Source organism: Nonomuraea sp. NPDC026600 (assembly GCF_040638335.1).
GTDB lineage: Bacteria > Actinomycetota > Actinomycetes > Streptosporangiales > Streptosporangiaceae > Nonomuraea.
This window is the reverse complement of the sequence record NZ_JBEZYD010000013.1, coordinates 118,645-140,685: the sequence shown is the minus strand read 5'-3', so window position 1 is coordinate 140,685 and position 22,041 is coordinate 118,645. Positions and strand designations below refer to the sequence as shown.

Here is a 22,041-nt window from a genome sequence, read left to right as displayed (position 1 = left end):
TCCCCCAGTACGTTGCAGGCTGTGCGGGACTAGCAGGAAATGCCGCCGTCAACCGGAATGACGGCCCCCGTGAGGTAGGCGCCGGCGCGCGAGGACAGATAGATCGCCGCCCCGGCCATGTCGTCGGGGCGGCCGATGCGCCCCAGCGGCACACTGGACGCGACGGTCTCCCGGATGGCCGGGTCATCCAGCGCGAACGCCATCATCTTCGACTCGAATGGCCCCGGCGCGATCGCGTTCACCGTGATGTGCTCGCGCGCCAGTTGCCTGGCCAGGTGCCGGGTCAGCATGTGCACGCCGGCCTTCGACGCCGAGTAGGCGTAGTTCTCCACCGACGGCACCCTGATCCCGTCGATCGACCCGATGTTGATCACCCGCGCCGGGTCCTCCGCGCGGGCCGCCGCCCGCAACTGCGGCAGGAACCGCTGGGTCAGGAAGAAGACTCCTTTGACGTTGATGTTCCAGAGCTTGTCGAAGGCGTGCTCCGGATACTCCTCCAGCGGCGCGCCCCAGGCCGCGCCCGCGTTGTTCACCAGCACGTCCAGCGGCCCGTCCACCGCCGCCACCAGCGTGTCCACTCCCTCGGGCGTGGACAGATCAGCCGGTACGGCGACACATCCCAGCTCCTTGGCGGTCTGCTCCACCGCGGCCGCTTTGCGGGCGGAGATGTACACGGTCGCCCCGGCCTCGACGAATCCGGTCGCGATCATGCGCCCGATGCCCCGGGACCCACCGGTGACGACGACGGTCTTGCCTTCTACCGAGAACAGCGTCATGTTCCGGAAGCATGCCATACCAACTGGTCGGTAGCCAGCGCCGCCGCTCAGCCGGAGTCCTTCACCCACAACCCGAGCAGACCGCGGAAATGCTCCACGAAGCGGTCTCTCTCGTGCGCGGGATACGTGGCCGTCACCGTGTCGACGAGCAGCCGGTCGAAGTCCGGCCCCGCCACCCAATCCAGCACGATCTCATCGAGGTGGCGCAGCCGGCTGTCGCAGAAGTCCTGGTAGCGGTCGGTCTCGAAGTAGTCGTCGGCCAGCCGCCGATAGGCCGCCAGCCGCTCCTCGTACGACCCGGTGACCGCGAAATACTCCCGCGTGTCCAGATCGAGCCGGGGCCGCCGCCCGGTGCCCACGCAGAACACACTCCACCGGACCAGCGCCTTGATCGCCCAGGGGAAGTAGTAGTGCAGGCTCGTCAGCGCGACATCCGGGCAGGCGTTGGCGTAGTCGATCGGGTGCACCTCCGCGCCCTTGACCAGCGTCTCGCAGGAGTTGAACTCCCATCGGAAGAACGCGTTCACCAGCCGGCCGATCGTGACCACCTCCTCGCCCACACTCGGGGCGAGGAACTCGTGGTCCACGACGTACCGTGCGTGCATCGGCTCTTCGGGCCGGAACCGCATCACCATGGTCTCCGCCCCGATCGACAGAGACCGGGCGAACGCGTCGTACCCCTCGACCGCCTTCTGCAGATGCATGAGCATCTCGCCGCTCTGGTCGTAGGCCCGATGGAGTTCGTCGGGGTTGCGCACCAGCGACACCCCGCGCCACGCCCCGCCGTCATAGGGCTTCATGAACAGCGGATACCCGATCCCCTCCGCGACCGTGTCAAGATCGAACGGCTGGTTGTAGCGGGCCGCCGTGTAGGCGTACTTGGTGTTGTCGGGCGGATTCTTGTACGGCACGAGCACCGTCTTCGGGACCTTCAACCCGAGTCGCATCATGGCGCAGTAGGCGGCGTGCTTCTCCATCGACTGGAAGGTGAACGGGCTGTTCAGCAGATAGACGTCGTCCATCATGGCGATCTTCTTGAGCCACTCGCGCGGGTGGTAGTACCAGTACGCCAGCCGGTCGATCACCAGATCGTGCCGGGGCTGATCGCGCAGGTCGAACGGCTCGATCGTGATGCGCTCCACATCGAACTCGCCGACCCCTTTGACCGGCCCCAGCCGCCGCAGCACCGTCTCGAACGCCGACGGCCAGTCCTCTTCCGTCCCCAGCAGCAACCCCACCAGATGCCGCATGATGCTCCTTCCGTCGGGACCGCGCCGGAGCGTCGGCGGTCACCCGCACGCCGCGGGGACCAGGCAGTCACACTCCCGGAAGGCGGCCGTTGCGGAAGAGGTCGACGAACCGTTGGTGGTCTTCCCGGGCCTGTGCCCCATAACGGTGCGCAAAATCCACCAGCATCCCTATAAATCCGGGTCTGTCGCCATTTACCACGTCCACGATGGACTCCTCCGTCGAGAAGTTCACCAGGTCGTGGCTGGACTCGTCGTCCGCCACCGAGTGCATGCGCGCCACGGCCCGTCCCAGATCGCGCATGATCGACCGCAGCTCCGCCGGCTCGTTGACGTCGTCCCAACCCAGGTCGGCGGAGTACGGCGAGACCTCCGCCACCAGTTGCCCCACCCCGTTCAGCGTCGTGTACCCCAGCCACGGATCGGCGTACGCCTGCAACGCCCGCTGCGACTCCGCGGTCCGATGCCCCTGGTGGTGGAAGTAACGCGCGACCTTCTCGTCGGGAATGTGGCGAGCCACCGCGGGCACCTGCGCCTGCTTCATGTAGAGGATGACGTCGTTCTCCAGCGCCTGCGAGCGCCCCTCCAGCAGCAGGTTGTACGACGGCAGCCCCGCGGACCCGATCCCCACGCCCTTGCGCAGCGCCACGTCCTTGATCACGTGCTCGACCGGGTTCGACTGCGTGGGCAGGGTCGTCAGGTAGTCCTCGAACGCGGCCAGCACGGCGTCCCGCGTCGCCGCGTCGACGGGCTCTCGCCCGTCCATGAACGCGAACCGCCGGTCGTAGTCGTCGATCACGGTCTCGACGTCCAGCATCGCCACCCGCGTGCTCAGCCGGGCCGTCTGCAGCACCCGGTGCAGCACGCCGCCGGTGGTGTCGAGCGTGAGCGACCCGATCGCGTCGTCCCCGCCGTGTGCGATGCCGCTCAGTTCGGCCAGGTACGCGCTCCCGAAGTCACTCACGAGCCCGCTGATCGCGTCGTCCGACAGGGCCTTGGCGTACCCGATCAGCGCCACGCTCGCGGCGAACCGCTTGAGGTCCCAGACGTACGGCCCCACGTACGCCTCGTCGAAGTCGTTGACGTTGAAGACCAGTACCCCTGAGGCGTTCATGTAGGTGCCGAAGTTCTCGGCGTGCAGATCGCCGTGGATCCATACGCGGCTGGTTGCTTCGTCAAGGTATGACTGGTCCGCGAATCCTTCGGCGAGGTCCGCGTAGAACAGGCAGGCGCTGCCCCGGTAGAACGCAAAAGGGGATGCCGCCATCTTCCGAAATTTCCGCCTGAATGCCGCGGGGTCTCGCTTGATCGACTCGCCGAACTCCATCATGAGGACATCTAGCAGGTGGGAAGCGCGTGTGCCCATGTCTCGGACACTAAGTCTTCCCAGCTCGCCCGCCTACCCTGGTCTTTCCCTGTCAGGGTGGAGCCCCGCCGATCTTCAGACGGTCGCCCGGCTCTGTCGTGTGGCCGGCAACCCGCGCAAGCCTGCGACCGCGAGCAGCACCACCATGACGACCAGCGCCACGCACTGGCCCACGCTGGACGCCCACAGCACTGCCGGTCCCGAGCTCAGGTAGCTGTCGTCCACCACCGACAGCCGCGACGGCAGCATCAGCGTCCCGAGGATCGCCAGCGCGAGCGGCACGTACGCGGGCAGGTTGCGCGCGAGGCAGACGATCCCGGCCGCCACGAGCGCCACCGTGGCCAGACCCATCAGGTCCACCCACGGCCACAACAGCGGCACCTTCCCCAGCGCAGGCGCCAGCAGGGCGAGGACGACGGCCCTCAGCACCAGCCCGGCGGCCAGCGGCAGGACGGTCGGTAGCCACGCTCGCCGCACTGGCGGGACGTCGCTGTGGAAGCCGGCGAACAGGGCCGCCAGCGGCACCACGACGTTCAGGACCGGTGACACCACGTCCAGAGGCACGAACAGGCCGCCTGCGATCTGCCAGGCGGCGAGCTCGACCAGGGCTGCCGCGCCGGCCGCGAGCGCCACCGGCTTGGCCGTCCGGACGTGCCCGCGCATCAGCAGCACGAACGCCGCCGCCCAGAGAGCCGCCGCGAGCACGCCGAGTGGCCGTGTCATCGAGCCGGGCGCCGTGAAGGCGAGGGAGGTGAGGGTGAAGGCGCCGGCCGCCGCGTGGAAGGCGAGCCCCAGTGTCGCCACCAGCCTGACGGCCGCGCCCCAGGCGACGAACCGGGGTGTCGCGCCCGCTCCGCCGAGCCGTACGCGTGTCGAGAGGGCGAGCACGCTGGCGATCTCCCCCCAGCCGGGCCGGGGGTTCTCCTCGTCGGGCACCTCGCCGCCCTCCATGAACGCGGCCACCATCTCCTCCTCCCGCTCGGCCCGGTACGAACGGGGGAGCAGCCGCAGGACGGTGCGGTAGCGCTGTTCGAGCAACTCGTTCAACTCGTTCACCTGGCACCTCCGGCATCGGCGACCGCGCCGCCGTGGGACCGCCGCGTGAACAAGACGTTCTCAGCGAGGAAGCGGGAGAGGGTGGTGGCGGTGGCTGTTCCGGGGTGCAGGCGGGCGGTGCGTTCCCGGAGCCGGGCGGTCGCCGCGCGGGCGTTGGCCGCCAGGCGGCCCGCCTCCTCCTCCAGCGCCCCGGCCCCGGAGTCGGTCAGCCGGTAGTAGCGGCGCAACCGGCCCTGCGCCACCTCTTCCCGGTCGAGCGCCACCAGCCCTTCCCCGGCCAGCCGGTCCAGCACGCCGTACAGGGAGCCGATCTTGAGCTGCACCCGCCCGCCGGACAGCCGATCGACCTCCTGGACGATCCCGTAGCCGTGCCGCGGCTCGTCCACCAGCGCGGTGAGCGCCAGGAACATGGGCTCCGTTATATTCACCCTCGCACTATATCCTGTCTCTCAGGATATGGTCACGGGTGCTGCGAGGAGACGGAGACGATCTCGCCGGTCATGTACGAGGAGTAGTCGCTGGCCAGGAAGACGATCACGTTGGCCACCTCCCACGGCTCCGCCGAGCGCTTGAACGCCTCCGCCGCAGCCAGCTCCGCCAGCAGCTCCTCACTCGTCACCTTCGCCAGGAACGGGTGTACGGCCAGCGAAGGCGCCACCGCGTTGACCCGCACGCCGTGCTCGGCCACCTCCAGGGCGACGCACCTGGTCAGCGCCATCACCCCGGCCTTGGCCGCCGCGTAGTGCGACTGCCCCCGCTGTGCCCGCCAGCCGATCACGGAGGCGTTGTTCACGATCACCCCGGAGCCCTGCGCGATCATCTGCTTCAGCGCGGCCCTGGTGCAGCGCATGGTGCCGTTCAGGGTCACGTCGATGACGGTGTGCCACTGGTCGTCGGTCATCTCGGCCAGCGACGCCGTACCACCGAGCCCGGCGTTGTTGACCACCACGTCCAGCCGGCCGTGCGCCTCCACTACCGCGTCGAACAGCGCCAGCACCTGGGCCTCCGACGTCACGTCGCACGGCACCGCCAGCGGCTTGACGCCGGTGAGCTCGGTCAGCGAGTCGGCCGCGGCGGACAGGCGGCGCTCATGCCGGTCCGAGATGACGATCGTGGCGCCCTCCTCGGCGCAGCGCTTGGCCGTCGCGTACCCGATCCCGGCCCCCGCCGCCGCCGTGACCAGCGTGACCTTGCCGTCGAGCAGCCCGTGCGCCTTCGGATAGGGGAGTGCCATCGTGCTCCAATCAGCGGGGGGAGTTTCAGCGGGGGAGTTCGGCGGGGGAGTTCGGCGGGGGAGTTCAGCGAGGGAGTCCAAGGGTGCGCTCGGCGATGATGTTCCGCTGGATTTCGCTCGAACCCGCATAGATCGTGTCCGCCCGGCTGAACAGATACAGCCGCTGAAGGTCGTTGAGCTCGCCGTCGCGGGCGACAAGTCCGGACTTGTGCTGTACGGCCTGCGCCAGCTCGCCCAGCCTGCGATGCCACTCCGACCAGTACAGCTTGGCGATCGACGCCACCGGCCCCGGATCGGCCCGCAGCGCGTTGAGCCGCATGATCTCCAGCTCCAGCCACGAGCGCACCAGCCGGTCGCGCAGCACCGGATCGTCGGCCGCGCCCGTGCGCCGGGCGACCTCGATCACCCGGGCCAGCTCCCGCCGGAACCCGATCTGCTGCCCCAGCGTGGAGACGCCCCGCTCGTAGCCGAGCGTGGCCATCGCGACGCGCCACCCGTCGCCGGGCGCGCCGAGCACGTTGCCGGCCGCGGTCCTGGCCCCGTCGAAGAACACCTCGTTGAACTCGGACGTCCCGGTCATCTGCACGATCGGCCGCACCTCGACGCCGGGCTGGTCCATGGGCACGAGCAGGTACGACAGGCCACGGTGCCGCTGGGAGCCCGCTTCCGTACGGCAGAGCGCGAAGCACCAGCCGGACACGTGGGCCAGCGACGTCCACACCTTCTGCCCCGTGATGACCCACTCGTCGCCTGACAGGTACGCCTTCGTCTGGACGTTGGCCAGATCGGAACCCGCCTCCGGCTCGGAGTAGCCCTGGCACCACAGCTCGTCGCCACGCTGGATCGGTGGCAGGAACCGGGCTTTCTGCGTCTCGGTGCCGAACTCCAGGATCGTCGGCCCGATCAGCCCCTCACCGATGAGGCCCACGCGGGCGGGGGCGTCCGCCAGGGCGTACTCCTCGTGGAAGGCCACCTGGTCGGCGAGCGAGGCGTCGCGCCCGCCGTACTCGACGGGCCAGCCCAGGCAGGTCCAGCCCGCCTTGCCGAGGTGGCGCTCCCAGGCCAGCCGCACCTCGTGGCCCTCGTGCTCGCGCCCGGGACCGCCAAGGCCGCGGGCGTGCGCGAAGTCACCGGTGAGGTTCTCGGCCAGCCAGGCACGCGCCTCCTCACGCAGGCTCAACGCAGGCCTCCTGGCTCGGCGAGATCAGCCGGGCTCAACGAAGCCGCCGTAGCCGCCGCGGAAGAACAGCAGCGGGCCGCCGTCCGCGTGCGTGTCGAGCTGGAGCACCCGGGCCACCACGATCATGTGATCGCCCGCCATGTGCTCGGCCTCGATCGCGCAGTCGAGCCAGGCCAAGGCGCCCTCGATCACCGGGTTGCCGCCGGGCGAACCGGTCCACCGCAGCCCGGCGAACTTGTCGCCGCCCCTGCTCGCGAGCTGGGCGCAGACGTGCTGCTGGTGTTCGGCGAGCACGTTCACGGTGATGACCTTGGCGCCGCGCACCTTGGGCCAGCTCGTGCTGGTGTGCGCCACGCAGAACGCCACCAGCGGCGGGTCGAGCGACACCGAGGTGAAGGAGTTGGCCGCCAGACCGCACGGCTCGCGGTTCATCGGGTCGAGCGCGGTGATCGCCACCACACCGGTGGCGAACCTGCCCAGCACCGACCTGAACCTCCGGCTGTCGAGCTGGCCGTTGCCGCTCTCGTGGGACTGGCCGTTCGACATCGAGGCTCCGTTGAGAGTCCTGCGCTGGTACGGCGCCGGGGGGCCGCCACAGCCGTCCGGCGTGATCAGCCGGGCAGCGTGTGTGCTCATGGTCTCCTCCTCATCGCCGCTTGCATCGTATCTTACCAAGCGCTTGCTTGGACGGTAGGCGTGCGGCGGAAAAGGTGTCAAGCGAAATGCGGCGCAGGTTGGCGTGCCAGGCATACCTCCCCGTTGACATATGTGGACGGTCGGGCCTAGCGTTTCAGGATGGCCAAGCGCTTGCTTGAGTTCCGGGATCGTACGGCCGTGGTGGGAGTCGGTTACACGCCCTTCACCAAGGACTCGGGGGTCAGCACGCTCACCCTGGCCTGTCGCGCGATCATGGCCGCCCTCGACGACGCCGGCCTCGGCCCCGGCGACGTCGAGGGCCTGGCCACCCATCGCGTGGGCGACTCGGCGGCCCCGTCCCTGGTGGGCCCCGCGCTCGGCATGGCCGATCCGACCTGGTACCTCGACCAGTTCGGCGGCGGCAGCGTCTCGCACGCGGTCGTGGCGCAGGCGGCGCTGGCCGTGGCGGCCGGCATGGCCGAGACCGTCGTCTGTTATCGCGCGATCAACGCCCGGTCGGAGTTCCGCATGGGCGGCACCGGGCGGGGCCTTCCGGTGAGCCCCGAGGTGCAATATCAAGCGCCATACGGCTATTTCGCGCCACCACAGCAATATGCGATGTACGCAAAAGCCCATATGCAGAAATACGGCACTAAAGCGGAGCATTTCGGGCGACTGGCCGTCACTCAGCGGGCGAATGCCGTCAAGAATCCGCGCGCTCTCATGCGCACCCCCATCACCCTCGACGACTACCTGGCCAGCAGGTGGATCGCCGAGCCGTTCCGCCTGCTGGACTGCTGCCTGGAGACCGACGGCGCGTGCGCGCTGGTCGTCACGACCGCCGAGCGCGCCCGCTCGCTGCGCCGCCCGCCGGTGCTGATCTCGGGCGCGGCCTGGGGCGGTGGCGACTCGCACCTGTCCGGCGGCCGGGCCGACCCCACCACCACGGCCGCCGCCGCGCTGGCCCCGCGCCTGTACGCCCAGGCCGGACTCGGCCCGGCCGACATCGACGTGGCGGAGCTGTACGACTGCTTCACCTACTCGGTGATCGTCCAGTTGGAGGACTACGGCTTCTGCGCCAAAGGCGAGGGCGGCCCGTACGTCGCTTCCGGCGCGACAGCCCTCGGCGGCCCGCTCCCGGTCAACACGCACGGCGGCTTCCTGTCGGAGGGCTACGTGCACGGCATCAACCACATAGCCGAGGCCGTCTCCCAGCTACGCGGGGACGCGGGTGACCGGCAGGTCGCCGGCGCCGAGGTGGCTCTGTCGACCGCCCAGCCCGGCTACATCCTGCCCGCCACCTCGGCCCTCCTGCTCAGAAAGGGCTGACCCATGCCTGACCGGTACGGCAGGCCGCCCCGAGGCGTGCGGCCGACCCCTGATCGGGACTCCAAGGACTGGTGGGAGCGGCTCGCCGGCCACGAGTTCACGGTCCAGCGCTGTGACACCTGTCACACCCCCCGCTTCCCGGCCAGGGCCTTCTGCCCGGCCTGCCGTACCGAGAGGTGGCATTGGGAGGCGGTCGCGCCGGAGGGCACGGTGGAGAGCTGGATCGTCAACCGCCGGCCGTTCATGCCCGGCTCGACCGAGCCGTACGTCGTGGTGCTGGTGAGGCTCGCCGCCGTGCCCGGCTGCCTGATTCACGGCGGGTGGGACGGCGATCGCGAGCCCGAGTACGGTCAGGCGGTCCTGGGGGTGTACGCGGACATGGGCGATGACCTGGCACTGCTCAATTGGCGGCCAGCTGAGTAGCACGCATCCCCGGGAAATCCTTCGCGGCGCCACCAAGTCGGGAACGATAGGTAGTAATGGGCCTGAAAGCCAATCCCGGTCTGGCCGTCTCCTCACCACGGCCGGCCACGCACGCCGGGCGCCCGCCTCCGGGGCAGGGTTCGACCGGGCTGGGTGTATGGCGCGGGCCTGGCTGGGCGCAAAGAATGGTGGCAAAAGGCGCGAAGCGCCACAAATGTTATGGAAAAGGAGGAATGCGCGCCCTGGCGGGCGTGGGGGACCCGCCAGGACGCGCTTCCTGCCCCGTGTGCGGCGACACCAGGACTCCGGCGAGGGATGGAGTCCTAGGCCGAGTGTTCGCACACGGAGTTCATGGGGAGCGACCCTCTTTCGAGGACTCCGGATGTCGGTAGTGGTCGACGATGCGTTGGGCCGCACCGACGGGGTCATCGATGGGATGTGAGACGGTGGCGCCTTCCTCATTCCAGATGAAGGAACCGTCCTTGCTCCACACCGTCAACTCGGTCGAGCCGTTCCCATTGCTCTGGTAGGTGTAACAGAGGCTCTGGCGAAGCAACGCGTAACGCAGTAAACGTGTTGCTTCACGAGGGTCTTGCCAGGGCAGGTACGGCGTACCCGCGTGGACCGGTAACACCGGCCCTCACCCCCTTCACCGACCTTTCGATGGATTTGTACCAACGATTGGATGATGCGGCTGGCAATGGCCATTGGTCAAGGGGTTGTGGCCTGTTAGAACCAGATCGTCTAAATTGTTGGAACAAAAGGGGTGAAAGTGGCAAGGTCGGTCCTGTACCAGCTGGTGGCCTCGGAGCTGAGGAGAGCCATCTACTCCGGTGTACTCGGACCCGGGGCGCAGCTGCCGACCGAGGCACAGCTCATGGAAGACCATGGGGTGAGTCGCAACACTGTCCGACTCGCCCTTGGGGAGCTGGTCAACGAAGGGTTGGTCACGCGAACCCCGCGGCGTGGCACGGTCGTCCGAGACCGCAGGCCGCTGCTGATCTATCCGCAGCGCGAGCTGGAGCCGCAACCGTCCGGCGAACTACGCGAGGCTTTCGCCTTCGCCGTGACGCAGGAAGGTCGTGCGCCCAGCCAGTACATAGAGGTCTTGACCGTCTCTCCGGTCGAGGAGATCGCCAGCCGGCTCGAGCTGGCCGAAGGGGAATTGGCCGTCGTCCGACGGCGCCTGCGGTTCGTCGACGGCCAGCCGTACAACACCAATGATTCCTATTTTCCACGTGACCTGGTCGCCAGCACGGAGATCGCCCGGCCGGGCGATATTCCGCGGGGGGCGAACCGGGTGCTGGAGGAGCTCGGACACGAGCAGGTGCGGGTGGTGGACGACATCTGGGCGCGCATGCCCAACCAGGAAGAAGCCGAGCGTCTCCAATTGGAGCTCGGCACACCGGTCATGGTTTACGTCCGGGTTGGTTACGACAACGGCGACATGCCAGTGCGTGTCGCCGTGTCGGTGCTCCCCGCCGACAAGCACTTGATCAGATACGAGCTCGACAGCCGCTGAGCGAGCTCGGTTGGGGGTGATCCCACCGGCCGCCTAAGACGAGCCTCCCGCCTCGCTGGGCAAAGGGAGTCCTGCGCACTCCCTTGATGCGCGATTTCTCGATAGATGTCGCCTCAAACCCCCCGTGCGAGCCAGCGCGCGCTCCAATAGTCACGTTCTGTGTTCGCATGGACACCCGATGTCATGAAGGGCTGAACCGTGCTTTCGAACACCCTGCTCCACCCGCTCGCTCTCCGCCGCGCCGACGCCGCCGATCTCCCGGGCGTCCTGACCCTCCTCGCCGACACGGCCGAATGGCTGCACTCTCGTGGAGTGCGCCAGTGGCCGCGGGGCGGCTTCGGGCCCGAGCGGATCGAGCCACTCATCGCCGAGCGGGTGCTCTACCTCGTGGACGACGAGCTCCGGTACCTCGAGCTGGATGACGAGGCCCCGCCCGTCGCCACGATCGCCATCGACGACCACGCCGACCCGGAGTTCTGGCGCCGGGCCGACGACCCGGGCGCCGCCCTGTACGTGCACAAGCTCGCCGTCGCCCGGCCCTGGTCGGGCTTCGGCCTCGGGGACGCCCTGCTGGACTGGGCGGGCTCCATGGCGCACGCCTCCGGGTCGCGGTTGCTCCGGCTCGACTGCGCCAAGAACAACCCGCAGTTGCAGGACTACTACCGGCGGCGCGGCTTCCGGCACCTGCGTACGGTCGATCTGCCGCACCGCTCCTCGGGCGCCCTCTTCGAGCGGCCCGCGGAGGAGGCCGCGACGACGGCGTTCCGCGACCTCACGGTCGCCGAGTTGATCGGCGTCTGAGCACCTGATCGGTACCTGCCGGTACGACCGTGCCCTGCTTCTCCCCAGTGGGGCACGGCCGGTGGGGATTTTTATCCCTCTTCGCTCACGGAAATGGGCAGAGCACCATATAACCTCTCCAGCATGACCGGATCCCTCCTAGAGGTGATCGCGCTGAACGTGCGCGACGCCGTGGCCGCTGAGCAGGGCGGAGCCGACCGTCTTGAGGTCGTCGCCGACATGGGTGCCGACGGGCTGACCCCTGCTCCGGAGACGGTCGCCGCGATCGCCGCGGAGTGCCCGCTGCCCCAGATGGTGATGCTGCGCTGCGACGCGACCTTCACCGCCGGCCCCGAGGTGCTCGACCGGCTCCGCCTCGACGTCAAGGCGCTGGCCCAGGCGGGTGCGGCGGGATTCGTGTTCGGTTTCCTCGACGACGCGGGCGCCGTCGACCTGGCGGCCACCGAGGCGCTGATCCACGCGGCGTCGCCGCTGCCGTGGACCTTTCACCGGGCCGTCGACCACGCGGCCGACGTCCAGGCGTCGTGGCGTGCGGTCCGGCTGCTGCCCAACCTGGCCACGGTGCTCACGGCGGGCTCGCCCGCCGGCGTGCGCTCCGGGCTGCCGGTGCTCAAGAGCCGGGCCGACGCGGGCGACGGGTCCATCATCCTGGCGGGCGGCGGGCTCAAGCCCGCCTACGTGCCGTCGCTGCTGGACTACGGCATCCGCGCGTTCCACGTGGGCTCGGCCGTACGGGAGAACTGGTCCATGCCAGTCGACCAGCGCCGCGTCCGCCAGTGGCGCACCCTCGTCGACCGCGACTGACCCCAGCGCGCCCAGAGCGCGCGCGACCGCCCTCAGCGTCGGCGATCGCCCTCGGTGGCCGCGGCGGGCTCAGTCTGGGAGTGTGAGCGCCGCGTCGGCGCGGCGGAGCGCGGCGGCGAGCGTCTTGATCGTGGCGGGCTCGTCCATGACGCCGCCCCGGGCCGCGCGCCGCTCCTCCCAGGCCCGCACCCGGTCCCGGTAGGAGTCGTACCGCGCCAGATGGAAGGCGTAAACCGTGGCGAACCTGCTCACCAGGTGCGAGGGATGCATGTCCCAGCCCTGGTAGAACCCGTGCCCCAGCGAGTGCCTGACGAGCTCGGCGTGCCGCCGCCACAGCGCGTGCACGTCCTCGGCCGACCCGGAGGCGGGGGCGGCGGCCAGCGATCCGTCGGAGAGCTCGACCCCGGTGCCCGCGAACGCCGTCTGCATCACGTGCCGCGCGTGGTCGCAGGCCGGATGGTCGAGCCGCTGCTCGTGCGGCGGCAGCCCGAGCGCCGCCGTGTAGTCGAACACCCCGAAGTGCGCGCCCGCCAGCCGCCCCCCGAACGACTCGGCCAGCTCCCCGCGCAGGAACAGCACGGTCTGCGGCGCCTCGACCTGGATCTCGAACCGCAGCTCGACGTCCAGCTCCCTCTCGAGCCGCTCCAGGAAGCCGCAGAACTGCCCCAGGTACGCCTCCATGAGGACCTTCGGGAACCCCAGCGTTACGGAATCATCTAAGGCACTGACCCCCGCTTGACCTAGGGGGTATACAAACAGGGGCGTTCGGGGGCGGAGCGGTCAGAGGGGATGTCTCGGACTCGGCCCCTGTAGTTGGGGCTCCAGCATCTCGAGGTTTTTGTTGCTGCGTCAATAATCCTGCGCGAGCGACAATCCCGCGCGAGACGATCAGCGCATGAGACTTCTTGCCATCGCCCGCACCCGCACGGCCGCGCACGACCTCGCCATGACGTGTATCGGCGAGCGGCTCGGAACCGACGAGGCGATCACGTACGCCCGCGAGGTCACGCTGCACACCCCCGTCGCCGAGCCGTTCGACGTCGCGCTGATCAAGCTGCCGCCCGGCGGCCTGTCTGCGGCTGACGTCGAGTGGATCGAAACCGGCGTGCTGACGCGCCTCGTGCCGGGCGCCAACCTGGCCGTGCGGTTCGGCTAGCACTCGACGAGTCCGGCGGCGAGCAGCCAGGCGAGCACCACGGCGCGCGGCCCCCGGCCCTCGACCCGTCGCCGCCGCGCCCGCCGCCGCCACAGGCGGCCGCAGTCGTCGCACCGGATCTCGACCCGCTCGCCCGGCCGGTCGTACGGCATCCACACGTGACCCACCAAGATCACGCACATGATGAGGCCCCACCACGGCAGCCGCGGGGCCGTCCTCTCCTCGTCGTCCATGTCCGGAACGTAGAACGGGCCCGCCCCCCGGGAGTAGGGGGCGGGCCCGGCTCTTTGCGCGGCGCGACATCAGGGCGGCCGCGATCTGGCCGTCGCAGCTCGCCGGCGGCGCGCGGCCGCGAAGTCGACCACGATCGCGCCGGGCAACAGGCCGGGGATCTCGGGCGTCGCCGCCTCGGCGGCCGCCGCCGAGCGGGCCCGCAGCTTGGGGCAGGTCTCGGCGTGCGGCCGGAACAGGCCCTCGTGCGGGTACGGGGGCAGGGCGCCGGCCTTGGTGATGACCCTCGACGACCATGTGCGCGGCGCGCTGCGATATGCGGCGACCGACCCCTCGTCGTGCGGCTTGGCATCGAGGGCCTGCCGCGCGCCGCTCTCGGTGATCGTCCAGAAGATGCGGCGGCCGCACCCGTTGTCAGGCCACTTGCAGCGCGACAGCTCGCGGTCGAACGGGATCACGACGCCGCCCTGTGGCTGTAGTGGCAATCAGGGCACGGGCCGAGGTCGGCGCCGGTGTCGGGGTGCTCGACCCGGCGGGTCGACTCGCGGCACTCGCCGCACCAACCGGTCGACGATGCGGTCGACGAGGCGGCGGGGTCGGGCAGGTTCCACCACGGCCCATCGGCGAGCAGACGGCCGGGGGCCTGCGAGGCGGGGTCGGCGGCGACGGCGAGCATCGCCCGCCGCACGACCGGCCACGGCCGCTCGGCTATGTCGGTGTGCGTCAGGACTCGGACGATCGAGCGCGTGCCCCATCCGGCTCTCAGGGCGCGAACCTCTGCCACGAGTTCGAGGATCGGGGAATCCTCCCCCTCCCCCTCGGACCCCGGCCCGCTCGGCGTGGTCGTGTCCGCGGCGAGGGGGGAGGGGGAGGGGTTCTCTCCTGTCTCTCTAAAAGCTTCTCTCTCTATAGAAGTAGTACGACCGCTCACAGCGGCCACCCCTGGCCGCTGTGAGCGGCCACCCTGGCCGCTGTGAGCGGCCACCCCTGCCGGATCTGTGCCGGTCTGCCCTGGCCGCTGTGAGCGGCTACCCCCTGGCCGCTCTTTGCGGCTACCCCCCTGGCCGCTGGTAGCGGCTAGGTCTGACCTGCTGTTTCGGGGGTCATCGGATGACTCGGCCTTTGCCGCGATCTCACGCTGACGGGCCTCTCGGGTGCCCCGCTCGTCGAACACTACGTACCGAGATTTCCCATACGTCTTGGTCGCGGGGTCGTACTCGCAGAACTTCTCGACGTACCCGCACTCGATCAGCTTGTTCAGGCCCCGGTCGAACGTGTCGACCGAGATGTGCGCCGCCTTGGCCAGCTCGGCGCGCGACATGACCTCGTCCTCGCGGGTCGTGCGCGAGGTGAAGTCGATGTACCGGATCAGCACCATGTACACGGTGTGCGCGTTGCGGTCGAGGCGGGGGTCGTCGTAGACCTCGTGGTACATCTGCGACCACAGGTCGCGCCCGTTCCTCGGGCGGCTGATCTCGATGCGATCGTCGGCGGCGCGCTCAGCCACGGGCACCCCTGATGGGGGTCGCGACCTGGGGGTTAGCTTGGGCAGATTTGTGTACCGCGAACGCCTGTGTCGCCGGGTACGCCAAGGGTAGAATCGGCACGTAGACCACCGGTCCCTTCAAGACTGGTCTGCTGCTTTGGCCCCGAACCCGGTCGCCACCGGGTGAGGGGCCTTATTTATGTTTGGGGGACTTTGGCCGCGCATCGCGGCCCCGGTCAGGCGGGGAACGCTGACAACGCGATCAGATGTCCTGACCAGGAACCCTACTCCGTGTACATCATCTAAGGCGGGGATCTAAGGGCATCGTGTCCGGAATGGCGCCGAGGCCCCGCGGGCATGCCGAGAAGGGACGCGGGCAAGTCGCGCCCCTTCTCGGATGATCTAGATCTGCTCGAACAGACAGGGGGCGACGTTCGGGAATGACCGGTTGGACCACAGGACTTCGACCCTCGTCGAGGCGGCGCCGGCCTGGGTGTTAGTGGTTCGGATCTCCTGGACGTTCCAGCCGGCGTACAGCTCGTCGTAGAGCGGGGAGTGGTAGCCGGACAGGAGCACCGCCGCGGCGGTGGCGTTGAGCGCGTGGGCGAGCTCGCGGTGCTGGTCGTCGGTCTTCATCTCGTGCAGATAGTGGCTGCTGTTCCGCGTTTTGGCCGCATACGGAGGGTCGACGTAGAACGCGACACCGGCATCGGCGCCATAGCGAGCGATGACATCGAGAGCGGGCAGGCATTCGAGGGAGACACCAGCGAGGCGCTCGGCCGCGGGGATGAGCCGGTCGCGATAGGCGTCGAGGTAGCCCGGGAGCGACAGCCCGTTCGCGGCGACCTGGTAGCGCCAACCCGTGCGACAGTACAGAGCGTTGGAGCGGCCTTGGGTGAGGCGGATCCAGACGCGGCGTGCGGTTTCTATCTCATCGCCGGCAGGAGCGGGCTCGAAGGCAGCGTCATGCTCGGCCCGGCTGTGCGGGGTCAAGGCGCAGACGCGGGCCAATTCGGCAGGGCGGTCGCGAAGGACCCGCCAGAAGATCATGAGATCGCGTGACAGATCGTTGACCGTCTCCTGCTCGCTGGGCTTCTTGGCCAGTAGTACCGCGAGGCTGCCGCCATACGGCTCGACATAGTGTTGATGGGCAGGCAGCAGGGCCGCAATGCGGGGCGCCAGAGTGCCTTTGGACCCGTAGTAAGGCATCGGCGGGGGAAGCGACATGACCGGATTACATCCTCGGGGGTAGCGCTTGCAGGAGCGGGGCGGCCGCCAGAGCGCGGGCTCGGCGGCCGCCGAGGCGGCAGATTATTTAGCGTCGGACTCGGCCGGGGCCGGTTCGGCCGGGTTGGCCAGGGCCCCGCGCGGCTTGAACTTCCCGCTGCGCCACGCGGCGATGAGCTGCTCGCGTCCGGTTGGCTTGCCCTTGGGGCGGACCCACCCGCAGCGGCCCGACCCGTCCGACTCGACCGGCAGCCGCTTGGCCAGGGTGACCAGCTCGCCCGTCTTCTCGTCGAGCAGGCGGCACTCGTCGTCGAGCTGGTCGACGAGCGTGGTCAGGAACGCCGGCCGCACCTCGCGCTTGATCAGCTCGGGGTGCGTGAGCCGGATGAACTCGGCGACGTCGTCGTACCGCGCGGCCGTGGTGCCGTCGACCGTCTCGTACACGTTCTGCGGGCTGTTGGCCTCGGCGTAGGCGAGCACAGCCTCGTCGTCCCAAACGGTCTTGATCGTCGGCTCGGCGATGTTGTACGTGCCGATCTTGACGCCGTCGAGCTTGAGCGGGATCGTCTTGGACCCGCCGACGTTGGCAGCGTCGGCGTGCATGGGGGCGTGCTTGGCCTTGGCGATCTTCAGTTCGCCTTCAACCCACGACTTGAGGGCGTCGAGCATGGCGATCTCCTCGGCCGCCTCGCGCACGCTCTCGACGTCGGGCGCGGTGCGCGCGGGCGCCTCGGGGGTCGGCTCGGCCGCCTCGGGCTCGGGCTGGTCTTCCTGCTCGGCGGCCGCCTCGGCGGGGCCCTGCGGCTCGTCGGCGGCCGCCGAATCGGGCTGCTGTTCTTCCTGGTCGGGGGCCTGCTCGGCGGCGGCCGCGAGCAGCGCGGCCGTCTCGTCGTCGAGGTCGCCGAACCCGAAGTCGTCGGCCGAGCCGCCGGGGCCCATCTCGGGAGTCCACACGGTCATGTCAGGCTGCCTTTCCGGGCGTGGCGGGCTGTGCGGCCGGGGCCGCCTGGCGCTGCTTGAGGGCCTGCCCGACCATGGCGGACAGGACGTCTCGGGGGGCCTTGCTCTCGGTCTTGGCCGTGGCGAGGGCCGCCTGCGCGGCGCGGCCGACCTTGACCGCCTCGGCGCGGGTCAGGTCCTCGGGGCGGCGCAGCTTGCGGCCGACCAGCGCGGCGGCGACGGCGAGCTGCGCGGGCGCCGATGTCGACCCGCAGGCGGTCAGCGCCGCGCCGAGCCGGTCGAGCAGCTCGGCGGGGGCGGGCTCGTCGGCCGGGCCGCCGGCCGAGTCGGGGGCGGCGGGCACGTCCTGCGCGGCGCGGGCCTGCTTCTCCCGGTAGAACCGGTTGTCGGGGTTGAGGGGCGGCCGCGCCGAGGCGGGGCGCCCCTGCTGCGCGGCGGGCTTCTTGCCGCCGGTCACCTCGATGCCGTGCCGGGTGATCAGGTCGACGAGCAGTTCCTCGTCGCCGTTCTCGTTCTCGACGGCGACGCCTGCGAACTGCGGGTGCGACGCCTCGGCGAGCAGGCCGAGCAGGTCGTCGCGGTCGGTGGTGGCGAGGGCCTCGTCGCGGATCTCCTCGGGCAGCCGCTCGCGGCCGAGCTGTACGAGGTCGCGCGGCTGCGAGGCCATGCTGCAGCGCAGGCCCTCGAACACGAGGTGTTCGAGGGTCATGCCCTCGACGACGCGCGCCTCATCCTTGCCGTACCGGATGCGCAGGTGCTTGGACCGTGCGCCGACGATCTGCGGGTGCGCGTCACGGGAGAGGCGGACCCATACGGTCGCGTCGAACTGCAGGTTTCTCTGCGCCTCGACCTTGTAATCGAACTGCTTAGGCACGGGCTCGCCCGTCGCCTTGTCGATCTTGATCGTTTCCTTGCCCCGCGCGGTGACGACCGCGATGCCCTCGAACGTCATGAGCAGCCGCATCAGCTTGCGCCAACGGGCGTGTACGTCGTTCCAGATGTGGTTAGGGATCTTGATCTCGGCGGTCGGGTCGGCCTTCAGGCGGCGCTTGTTCGACTCCGACTGCGCCGCGCGGGCACCCGCCCAATCCTTGAGCATCTCCCACAGCAGGGTCATGGAGTCGATCCCGAGGCACACGGGCGGCTTGCCCGCCGCGCGGGCCTGCTTGGCCTCGGTGTGCGCGGCCTGTACCTGCCCGATGATCTCGGCCCACGACCCGTTGTGCTCGATCACCTCGTACGTGATCTCGCCCGTGATCGCGTCGCCGTACTCGTCGGCCGAGCCTTCCCCGGCGTCGAGCCACACGCAGCGGCCCACCCTCGGCGAGGCCGACAGCTCGGCGAACATCCAGCTCTTGCCGGACTTCTCGCCGCCCTCGACCAAGATCAGCGGCCAGGGCACGACGCACGTCGGCGGGCGGGTCTTGAGGGTCTGCATTCTTGATGATCCTTTCCACGGGACTTGTGCGGCCTAGGTGCCTAGTCGCGCTCGAACGTGACCATGACAGCCGAGGCTATGAGTCACCCACGACGAATCGCGGATGACCTGGTGTGATGCTTACTTTCTGCGTTCTCGATCGAGCTTGATCAGTCGGTTCAGGTCGAACGGCCGGCCGGTCAGACGCGCGAAGTCCTTCCAAGCGGCCGCCCACCATACGGGCGTCTTGCCGATCCGGTCGTACGGCTCGGGCGCGGCAACGTCCTGCCGCCCCCTGCTGCGCATGGCCTCGACCGTTCTGCGCTGCACATCCATGCAGACAGCGATCTCATCCATGCCGACCAATCGCGGCAGGTTCGCGACGACGCTCTCGTCGATCACGTCGGGCTCGTCGGTGAACCTGCCGGCGAGCCACACCGGAACCCCATCGTTCAGGCTCTTGCCGGCGGGCACCGCGACGACCCAATCGGGGTCCGTCAGCTTGCCGCGGGCCCACTTGCTATAGACCGTCGGCCGGGGCTGTTTCCACAGGTCAACGATCCCGCCGAGGCCGATCAGCCGCACCGTGGTCGTGTCGATTTCACCGCTTATCATGTCCACCTCCCCTCACTCGCGGCGTGCATGATGAACACTACAGGGTTTGCGTGATGACCGCTACACCCATGAGGATCATCACGCGAGGAACCCGGCGGCCGGGTATGCTCGCGGACTGTGGAAGGCGGAGATTCGCCGCCGGCCTAAGCCGAAAGGGTGAACTTTCCACGGGCACCTGTGCGGCAGACGAGGGGGCCCCGACGCGCGAAGTCGGGGCCCCCTCGTCATGCGCCGGCCCTACGTGATCGGCAGCGACCAGGCCGCATCCCACACGGGCCAGGTCACCCGCCCGCCCGCCTGACCAATCCCCTTCCGCTCGGCGAACTCGGCCGCGATCATCTGCGACTGCGGCCCGAACGCGCCGTCGACCGCGATGTTCCACCCCCGGTGCCGCATCTGCGCCTGCCACATCCGCACGTCGGCCCCCCGCATGATCGGCGGATAGGCCAGCACCCGCGCGAACGGCGGCACCGACGGCGGCCGCACAGGGCCCGGCAGCAGGGGCAGGCCCTCGCGCCGCCAACGCTTCACCACGGCGTACAGCGGCTCGCCCGGGCAGCCGGTGTCGTACCCGTCGCGGTGGCCGGCGATGTCGTCGCCCGCCCCGCCCTCGCACCTTAGCCACCGGATGCCATCGGCCAGGCCGAGCAGCATGCCGTCGGGCGGCGTCGTCAGCCCCTTGTCGCCGAGCAGGCACGCGAGCGCGTAGTGCTCGCTGTTGAGGCCCTCGCCGTTGGCCGCGGGCAGCGCCCACGGCCCGCGACCGACGAACACTTTCCGGTGCGGACAGACCAGGCCCGAGTACGCGGTGTCGTTCCACCCGTTGTCATCCATGTGCCAGTGCTGCACCTCCTGCACGAGGTCGACGCACAGGCCGTGGTCGTCGACCAGGCCCGGCGAGACCTTGCCGGCGAGATAGTGCACCTTCACCCCGGCCGGGGCGTGCTGCAGCCGGGTCACCAGCTCGGGCGGGCGGGCGTCCCATTCCTTGCGCGAGACCAGGTCGACCACGGTTCCCCCTCTATTTGACGAACATCGCGACGAGCGTCGCGACCAGGCCCGCCCCGGCGCCGAACGCCGACAGCGGCAGCGCGTACCGGTACTTCTCGTCGGACCGCTGCCGCTGTTCGAGGTCCGTCACGATCTGCGGCAGCGCTGACAGCGACACGACGGCCGTCTCGACCAGGCGCAGCCGCACCTCGTGGTCGCTCACCCGCTCGTGGTCATCGGCCTGCCGGGCGGCGAGCACGGCGAGCCGCCCCGGCAGGTCCTCGTTCACGCCGGCCGGTACCCGGAGATCGCCGAGGCAGCCGCCTCGCTGAACCCCAGATCGATGGCCTCGTCGTACACGCCGCAGCGAGCCTCGTTCGCCGCGGCGCGGTCGGCCGACCTCACCTGCTCGACCCCCTCGGCCGCCGCCGCGAACGCCGCGATCCCTTCCTCGGCCGAGATCTCCACAGCACCCGCCGGCGCGGGCGGCGGCCGCTCGCTGATCTCGCCGTCGGCCACGGCCCGGCTGCGTCGTACGACCTGCCCGTCGGGCCGCCGAAAGTAGTGATCCACATCCGCCCCTCTCACGGCATGGCGAGCGCGAGTGCCCGCACGGTCCACCTGATCTGCCCGTACTGCGCGCCGCCCTGACCGTTGCCGACGGCGATCGACGCCGAGTACAGCAGCGCCCCGCCGGGCGGAATCGTGCCGCCGCCGATCAGGGGCTGCGTGAACTCCCAATGCACATCGGTCATCTCGGTACCGTTCTCGGCCCCCGGCGGCGCCGGGTTCTCGATCAACTGGAACGAGTTGCCGTCGATCGAGGCGGCACCGCGCGAGTCGGTGCCCGGCGGCAGCCGCCACGTCACATCCACGTTGACCCACCTGATCACGATCGCCGACAAGCACGGCGATGGGTTCTGCACCACGATGTCGGCCGTCTCGACCTCGACGTCGGCGACCGGCACCGTGTGCAGCGTCGTCGAGGTCTGCCCATCGGCGAACGTCGTGCTCGCTTTCGCCGAGGGCGGCACCCACAGGCCGCACGCCGGGTCGAGCCGCAGCGGGTTGCCGACCGACGACGCGCACGTGTACGGCCAAGCGGTATCGGCCGGGTCGCCGCACAGCTTGTGCGACAGGCGGCCGAGCTCGTCGACCTGAAACCCCTCGTCAACGCACACTGCCATGTCACACCCCCGCGGGGGTGTAGCCGGACATCTCGCCGGCGACGTCGGCGGCCACGCCGACACCGATCAGCGCCTCATAATGGCGGCGCAGCCGGGCCTCGTCGGCCGCCTGCAGCTCGTCGAGGTGCTCGCCGCGCACGGCGTGCAGCTCGGCGACAGCGGTCTCGTACTCGGCCTGCGTGACCTCACGGCCCGGCTTGGCCAGCTCGCCGAGGCCGAGGCCGCTCGTGGTGATCCGCCCGGCCGAGCCGTCCTCGTACAGCACGTAGTGCACCGTGGCCTCGCCGGGTGCCTTCGCGCCGCGCAGCGCGGCCGCGGCGACGGCCTCGTCGTACTCGATCTGCGCCCGCTGCTCGTCGGTCAGCTCGGCGTGCGCGGCCTTGGTCTTCCCCATCGGT

General features: G+C 69.8%; 27 protein-coding genes. 6 read left to right on the top strand and 21 right to left on the bottom strand.

What is annotated here, in order from left to right:
• Positions 1-29: 29 nt before the first annotated feature.
• From AB0F17_RS28965 to AB0F17_RS28930, 8 genes are all read right to left on the bottom strand, one after another.
• Positions 30-776: an SDR family oxidoreductase gene (locus AB0F17_RS28965; protein WP_358028927.1), complete on the bottom strand. Its 747-nt coding sequence runs from the start codon at positions 774-776 to the stop codon at positions 30-32.
• A 47-nt stretch (positions 777-823) separates the two neighbouring features.
• Positions 824-2,026, bottom strand: coding sequence for a hypothetical protein (locus AB0F17_RS28960; RefSeq protein ID WP_358028924.1), 1,203 nt, complete (start codon positions 2,024-2,026; stop codon positions 824-826).
• Between the two features lie 67 nt (positions 2,027-2,093).
• Positions 2,094-3,389, bottom strand: coding sequence for a DUF2252 domain-containing protein (locus tag AB0F17_RS28955; RefSeq protein ID WP_358028921.1), 1,296 nt, complete (start codon positions 3,387-3,389; stop codon positions 2,094-2,096).
• A 75-nt stretch (positions 3,390-3,464) separates the two neighbouring features.
• Complete coding sequence (locus AB0F17_RS28950) at positions 3,465-4,445, bottom strand: hypothetical protein (protein WP_358028918.1); 981 nt, start codon at positions 4,443-4,445, stop codon at positions 3,465-3,467.
• Positions 4,442-4,873, bottom strand: a complete 432-nt coding sequence (locus AB0F17_RS28945; protein WP_358028915.1) for a PadR family transcriptional regulator — start codon at positions 4,871-4,873, stop codon at positions 4,442-4,444. The genes AB0F17_RS28950 and AB0F17_RS28945 overlap by 4 nt, the downstream gene beginning before the upstream one ends.
• A gap of 32 nt (positions 4,874-4,905) precedes the next feature.
• Complete coding sequence (locus AB0F17_RS28940; RefSeq protein WP_358028914.1) at positions 4,906-5,679, bottom strand: SDR family oxidoreductase; 774 nt, start codon at positions 5,677-5,679, stop codon at positions 4,906-4,908.
• A 64-nt stretch (positions 5,680-5,743) separates the two neighbouring features.
• Positions 5,744-6,859 carry an acyl-CoA dehydrogenase family protein gene (locus AB0F17_RS28935; protein WP_358028912.1) on the bottom strand — a complete coding sequence of 372 codons (1,116 nt, stop codon included), beginning with the start codon at positions 6,857-6,859 and terminating at the stop codon, positions 5,744-5,746.
• Between the two features lie 24 nt (positions 6,860-6,883).
• Positions 6,884-7,405 (bottom strand): flavin reductase family protein, encoded by a 522-nt coding sequence (locus AB0F17_RS28930; protein ID WP_358029246.1) that lies wholly within the window; start codon positions 7,403-7,405, stop codon positions 6,884-6,886.
• Positions 7,406-7,654: 249 nt separating this feature from the next.
• Between AB0F17_RS28930 and AB0F17_RS28925 the strand changes: the two genes are divergently transcribed.
• The 5 genes from AB0F17_RS28925 (at position 7,655) to AB0F17_RS28905 (ending at position 12,374) form a co-directional block, all read left to right on the top strand.
• The gene (locus tag AB0F17_RS28925) at positions 7,655-8,824 is read left to right on the top strand and encodes an acetyl-CoA acetyltransferase (protein WP_358028910.1); all 1,170 of its coding nucleotides are present in this window, start codon (positions 7,655-7,657) and stop codon (positions 8,822-8,824) included.
• Positions 8,825-8,827: 3 nt separating this feature from the next.
• Positions 8,828-9,247 (top strand): OB-fold domain-containing protein, encoded by a 420-nt coding sequence (locus tag AB0F17_RS28920; protein ID WP_358028908.1) that lies wholly within the window; start codon positions 8,828-8,830, stop codon positions 9,245-9,247.
• A gap of 772 nt (positions 9,248-10,019) precedes the next feature.
• Positions 10,020-10,769 carry a GntR family transcriptional regulator gene (locus tag AB0F17_RS28915; RefSeq protein WP_214642998.1) on the top strand — a complete coding sequence of 250 codons (750 nt, stop codon included), beginning with the start codon at positions 10,020-10,022 and terminating at the stop codon, positions 10,767-10,769.
• 198 nt (positions 10,770-10,967) lie between these two features.
• Positions 10,968-11,570 (top strand): GNAT family N-acetyltransferase, encoded by a 603-nt coding sequence (locus AB0F17_RS28910; RefSeq protein WP_358028905.1) that lies wholly within the window; start codon positions 10,968-10,970, stop codon positions 11,568-11,570.
• Positions 11,571-11,693: 123 nt separating this feature from the next.
• Positions 11,694-12,374, top strand: a complete 681-nt coding sequence (locus AB0F17_RS28905) for a copper homeostasis protein CutC (protein WP_358028902.1) — start codon at positions 11,694-11,696, stop codon at positions 12,372-12,374.
• A 69-nt stretch (positions 12,375-12,443) separates the two neighbouring features.
• Here AB0F17_RS28905 and AB0F17_RS28900 read toward each other — a convergent pair whose 3' ends face one another.
• Positions 12,444-13,055: a hypothetical protein gene (locus AB0F17_RS28900; protein ID WP_358028900.1), complete on the bottom strand. Its 612-nt coding sequence runs from the start codon at positions 13,053-13,055 to the stop codon at positions 12,444-12,446.
• Positions 13,056-13,269: 214 nt separating this feature from the next.
• On the opposite strand from AB0F17_RS28900, the gene AB0F17_RS28895 reads away from it, so the two are divergent.
• The gene (locus tag AB0F17_RS28895; protein WP_358028897.1) at positions 13,270-13,530 is read left to right on the top strand and encodes a hypothetical protein; all 261 of its coding nucleotides are present in this window, start codon (positions 13,270-13,272) and stop codon (positions 13,528-13,530) included.
• Here AB0F17_RS28895 and AB0F17_RS28890 read toward each other — a convergent pair.
• From AB0F17_RS28890 to AB0F17_RS28835, 12 genes are all read right to left on the bottom strand, one after another.
• Entirely contained in the window at positions 13,527-13,763 is a 237-nt protein-coding gene (locus AB0F17_RS28890; protein WP_358028895.1) for a hypothetical protein, read from the bottom strand. The genes AB0F17_RS28895 and AB0F17_RS28890 overlap by 4 nt on opposite strands.
• Positions 13,764-13,832: 69 nt before the next feature.
• Entirely contained in the window at positions 13,833-14,219 is a 387-nt protein-coding gene (locus AB0F17_RS28885; RefSeq protein WP_358028893.1) for a hypothetical protein, read from the bottom strand.
• On the bottom strand, positions 14,216-15,268 hold the full coding sequence (locus AB0F17_RS28880; RefSeq protein ID WP_358028890.1) for a hypothetical protein: 1,053 nt from the start codon (positions 15,266-15,268) through the stop codon (positions 14,216-14,218). The genes AB0F17_RS28885 and AB0F17_RS28880 overlap by 4 nt, the downstream gene beginning before the upstream one ends.
• A gap of 381 nt (positions 15,269-15,649) precedes the next feature.
• The gene (locus tag AB0F17_RS28875; protein WP_358028887.1) at positions 15,650-16,474 is read right to left on the bottom strand and encodes a DNA adenine methylase; all 825 of its coding nucleotides are present in this window, start codon (positions 16,472-16,474) and stop codon (positions 15,650-15,652) included.
• Positions 16,475-16,558: 84 nt separating this feature from the next.
• A complete protein-coding gene (locus tag AB0F17_RS28870) occupies positions 16,559-17,434 on the bottom strand; it encodes a hypothetical protein (RefSeq protein WP_358028884.1) in 876 nt (291 codons plus the stop codon).
• Position 17,435: 1 nt separating this feature from the next.
• Positions 17,436-18,872 carry a hypothetical protein gene (locus AB0F17_RS28865; RefSeq protein ID WP_358028881.1) on the bottom strand — a complete coding sequence of 479 codons (1,437 nt, stop codon included), beginning with the start codon at positions 18,870-18,872 and terminating at the stop codon, positions 17,436-17,438.
• Between the two features lie 120 nt (positions 18,873-18,992).
• Positions 18,993-19,472 (bottom strand): hypothetical protein, encoded by a 480-nt coding sequence (locus AB0F17_RS28860; protein ID WP_358028878.1) that lies wholly within the window; start codon positions 19,470-19,472, stop codon positions 18,993-18,995.
• A 231-nt stretch (positions 19,473-19,703) separates the two neighbouring features.
• Positions 19,704-20,477 (bottom strand): N-acetylmuramoyl-L-alanine amidase, encoded by a 774-nt coding sequence (locus AB0F17_RS28855; protein ID WP_358028875.1) that lies wholly within the window; start codon positions 20,475-20,477, stop codon positions 19,704-19,706.
• Positions 20,478-20,487: 10 nt separating this feature from the next.
• A complete protein-coding gene (locus AB0F17_RS28850) occupies positions 20,488-20,745 on the bottom strand; it encodes a hypothetical protein (protein WP_358028873.1) in 258 nt (85 codons plus the stop codon).
• Positions 20,742-21,029 (bottom strand): hypothetical protein, encoded by a 288-nt coding sequence (locus AB0F17_RS28845; protein WP_358028871.1) that lies wholly within the window; start codon positions 21,027-21,029, stop codon positions 20,742-20,744. The genes AB0F17_RS28850 and AB0F17_RS28845 overlap by 4 nt, the downstream gene beginning before the upstream one ends.
• Positions 21,030-21,040: 11 nt before the next feature.
• Entirely contained in the window at positions 21,041-21,643 is a 603-nt protein-coding gene (locus tag AB0F17_RS28840; protein ID WP_358028869.1) for a hypothetical protein, read from the bottom strand.
• A gap of 1 nt (position 21,644) precedes the next feature.
• Positions 21,645-22,037, bottom strand: coding sequence for a hypothetical protein (locus AB0F17_RS28835; protein WP_358028867.1), 393 nt, complete (start codon positions 22,035-22,037; stop codon positions 21,645-21,647).
• Positions 22,038-22,041: the final 4 nt, after the last annotated feature.

Excerpts from the sequence above, each read along its gene's own strand:
- AB0F17_RS28875 (WP_358028887.1), bottom strand. The coding sequence starts at position 16,474 with ATGTCGCTTCCCCCGCCGATGCCTTACTACGGGTCCAAAGGCACTCTG.
- AB0F17_RS28890 (WP_358028895.1), bottom strand. The coding sequence starts at position 13,763 with ATGGACGACGAGGAGAGGACGGCCCCGCGGCTGCCGTGGTGGGGCCTC.
- AB0F17_RS28925 (WP_358028910.1), top strand. The coding sequence starts at position 7,655 with ATGGCCAAGCGCTTGCTTGAGTTCCGGGATCGTACGGCCGTGGTGGGA.
- AB0F17_RS28930 (WP_358029246.1), bottom strand. The coding sequence starts at position 7,405 with ATGTCGAACGGCCAGTCCCACGAGAGCGGCAACGGCCAGCTCGACAGC.
- AB0F17_RS28870 (WP_358028884.1), bottom strand. The coding sequence starts at position 17,434 with ATGACCGTGTGGACTCCCGAGATGGGCCCCGGCGGCTCGGCCGACGAC.
- AB0F17_RS28965 (WP_358028927.1), bottom strand. The coding sequence starts at position 776 with ATGACGCTGTTCTCGGTAGAAGGCAAGACCGTCGTCGTCACCGGTGGG.
- AB0F17_RS28960 (WP_358028924.1), bottom strand. The coding sequence starts at position 2,026 with ATGCGGCATCTGGTGGGGTTGCTGCTGGGGACGGAAGAGGACTGGCCG.
- AB0F17_RS28865 (WP_358028881.1), bottom strand. The coding sequence starts at position 18,872 with ATGCAGACCCTCAAGACCCGCCCGCCGACGTGCGTCGTGCCCTGGCCG.
- AB0F17_RS28835 (WP_358028867.1), bottom strand. The coding sequence starts at position 22,037 with ATGGGGAAGACCAAGGCCGCGCACGCCGAGCTGACCGACGAGCAGCGG.
- AB0F17_RS28940 (WP_358028914.1), bottom strand. The coding sequence starts at position 5,679 with ATGGCACTCCCCTATCCGAAGGCGCACGGGCTGCTCGACGGCAAGGTC.
- AB0F17_RS28955 (WP_358028921.1), bottom strand. The coding sequence starts at position 3,389 with ATGGGCACACGCGCTTCCCACCTGCTAGATGTCCTCATGATGGAGTTC.
- AB0F17_RS28840 (WP_358028869.1), bottom strand. The coding sequence starts at position 21,643 with ATGGCAGTGTGCGTTGACGAGGGGTTTCAGGTCGACGAGCTCGGCCGC.
- AB0F17_RS28895 (WP_358028897.1), top strand. The coding sequence starts at position 13,270 with ATGAGACTTCTTGCCATCGCCCGCACCCGCACGGCCGCGCACGACCTC.
- AB0F17_RS28905 (WP_358028902.1), top strand. The coding sequence starts at position 11,694 with ATGACCGGATCCCTCCTAGAGGTGATCGCGCTGAACGTGCGCGACGCC.
- AB0F17_RS28920 (WP_358028908.1), top strand. The coding sequence starts at position 8,828 with ATGCCTGACCGGTACGGCAGGCCGCCCCGAGGCGTGCGGCCGACCCCT.
- AB0F17_RS28900 (WP_358028900.1), bottom strand. The coding sequence starts at position 13,055 with ATGGAGGCGTACCTGGGGCAGTTCTGCGGCTTCCTGGAGCGGCTCGAG.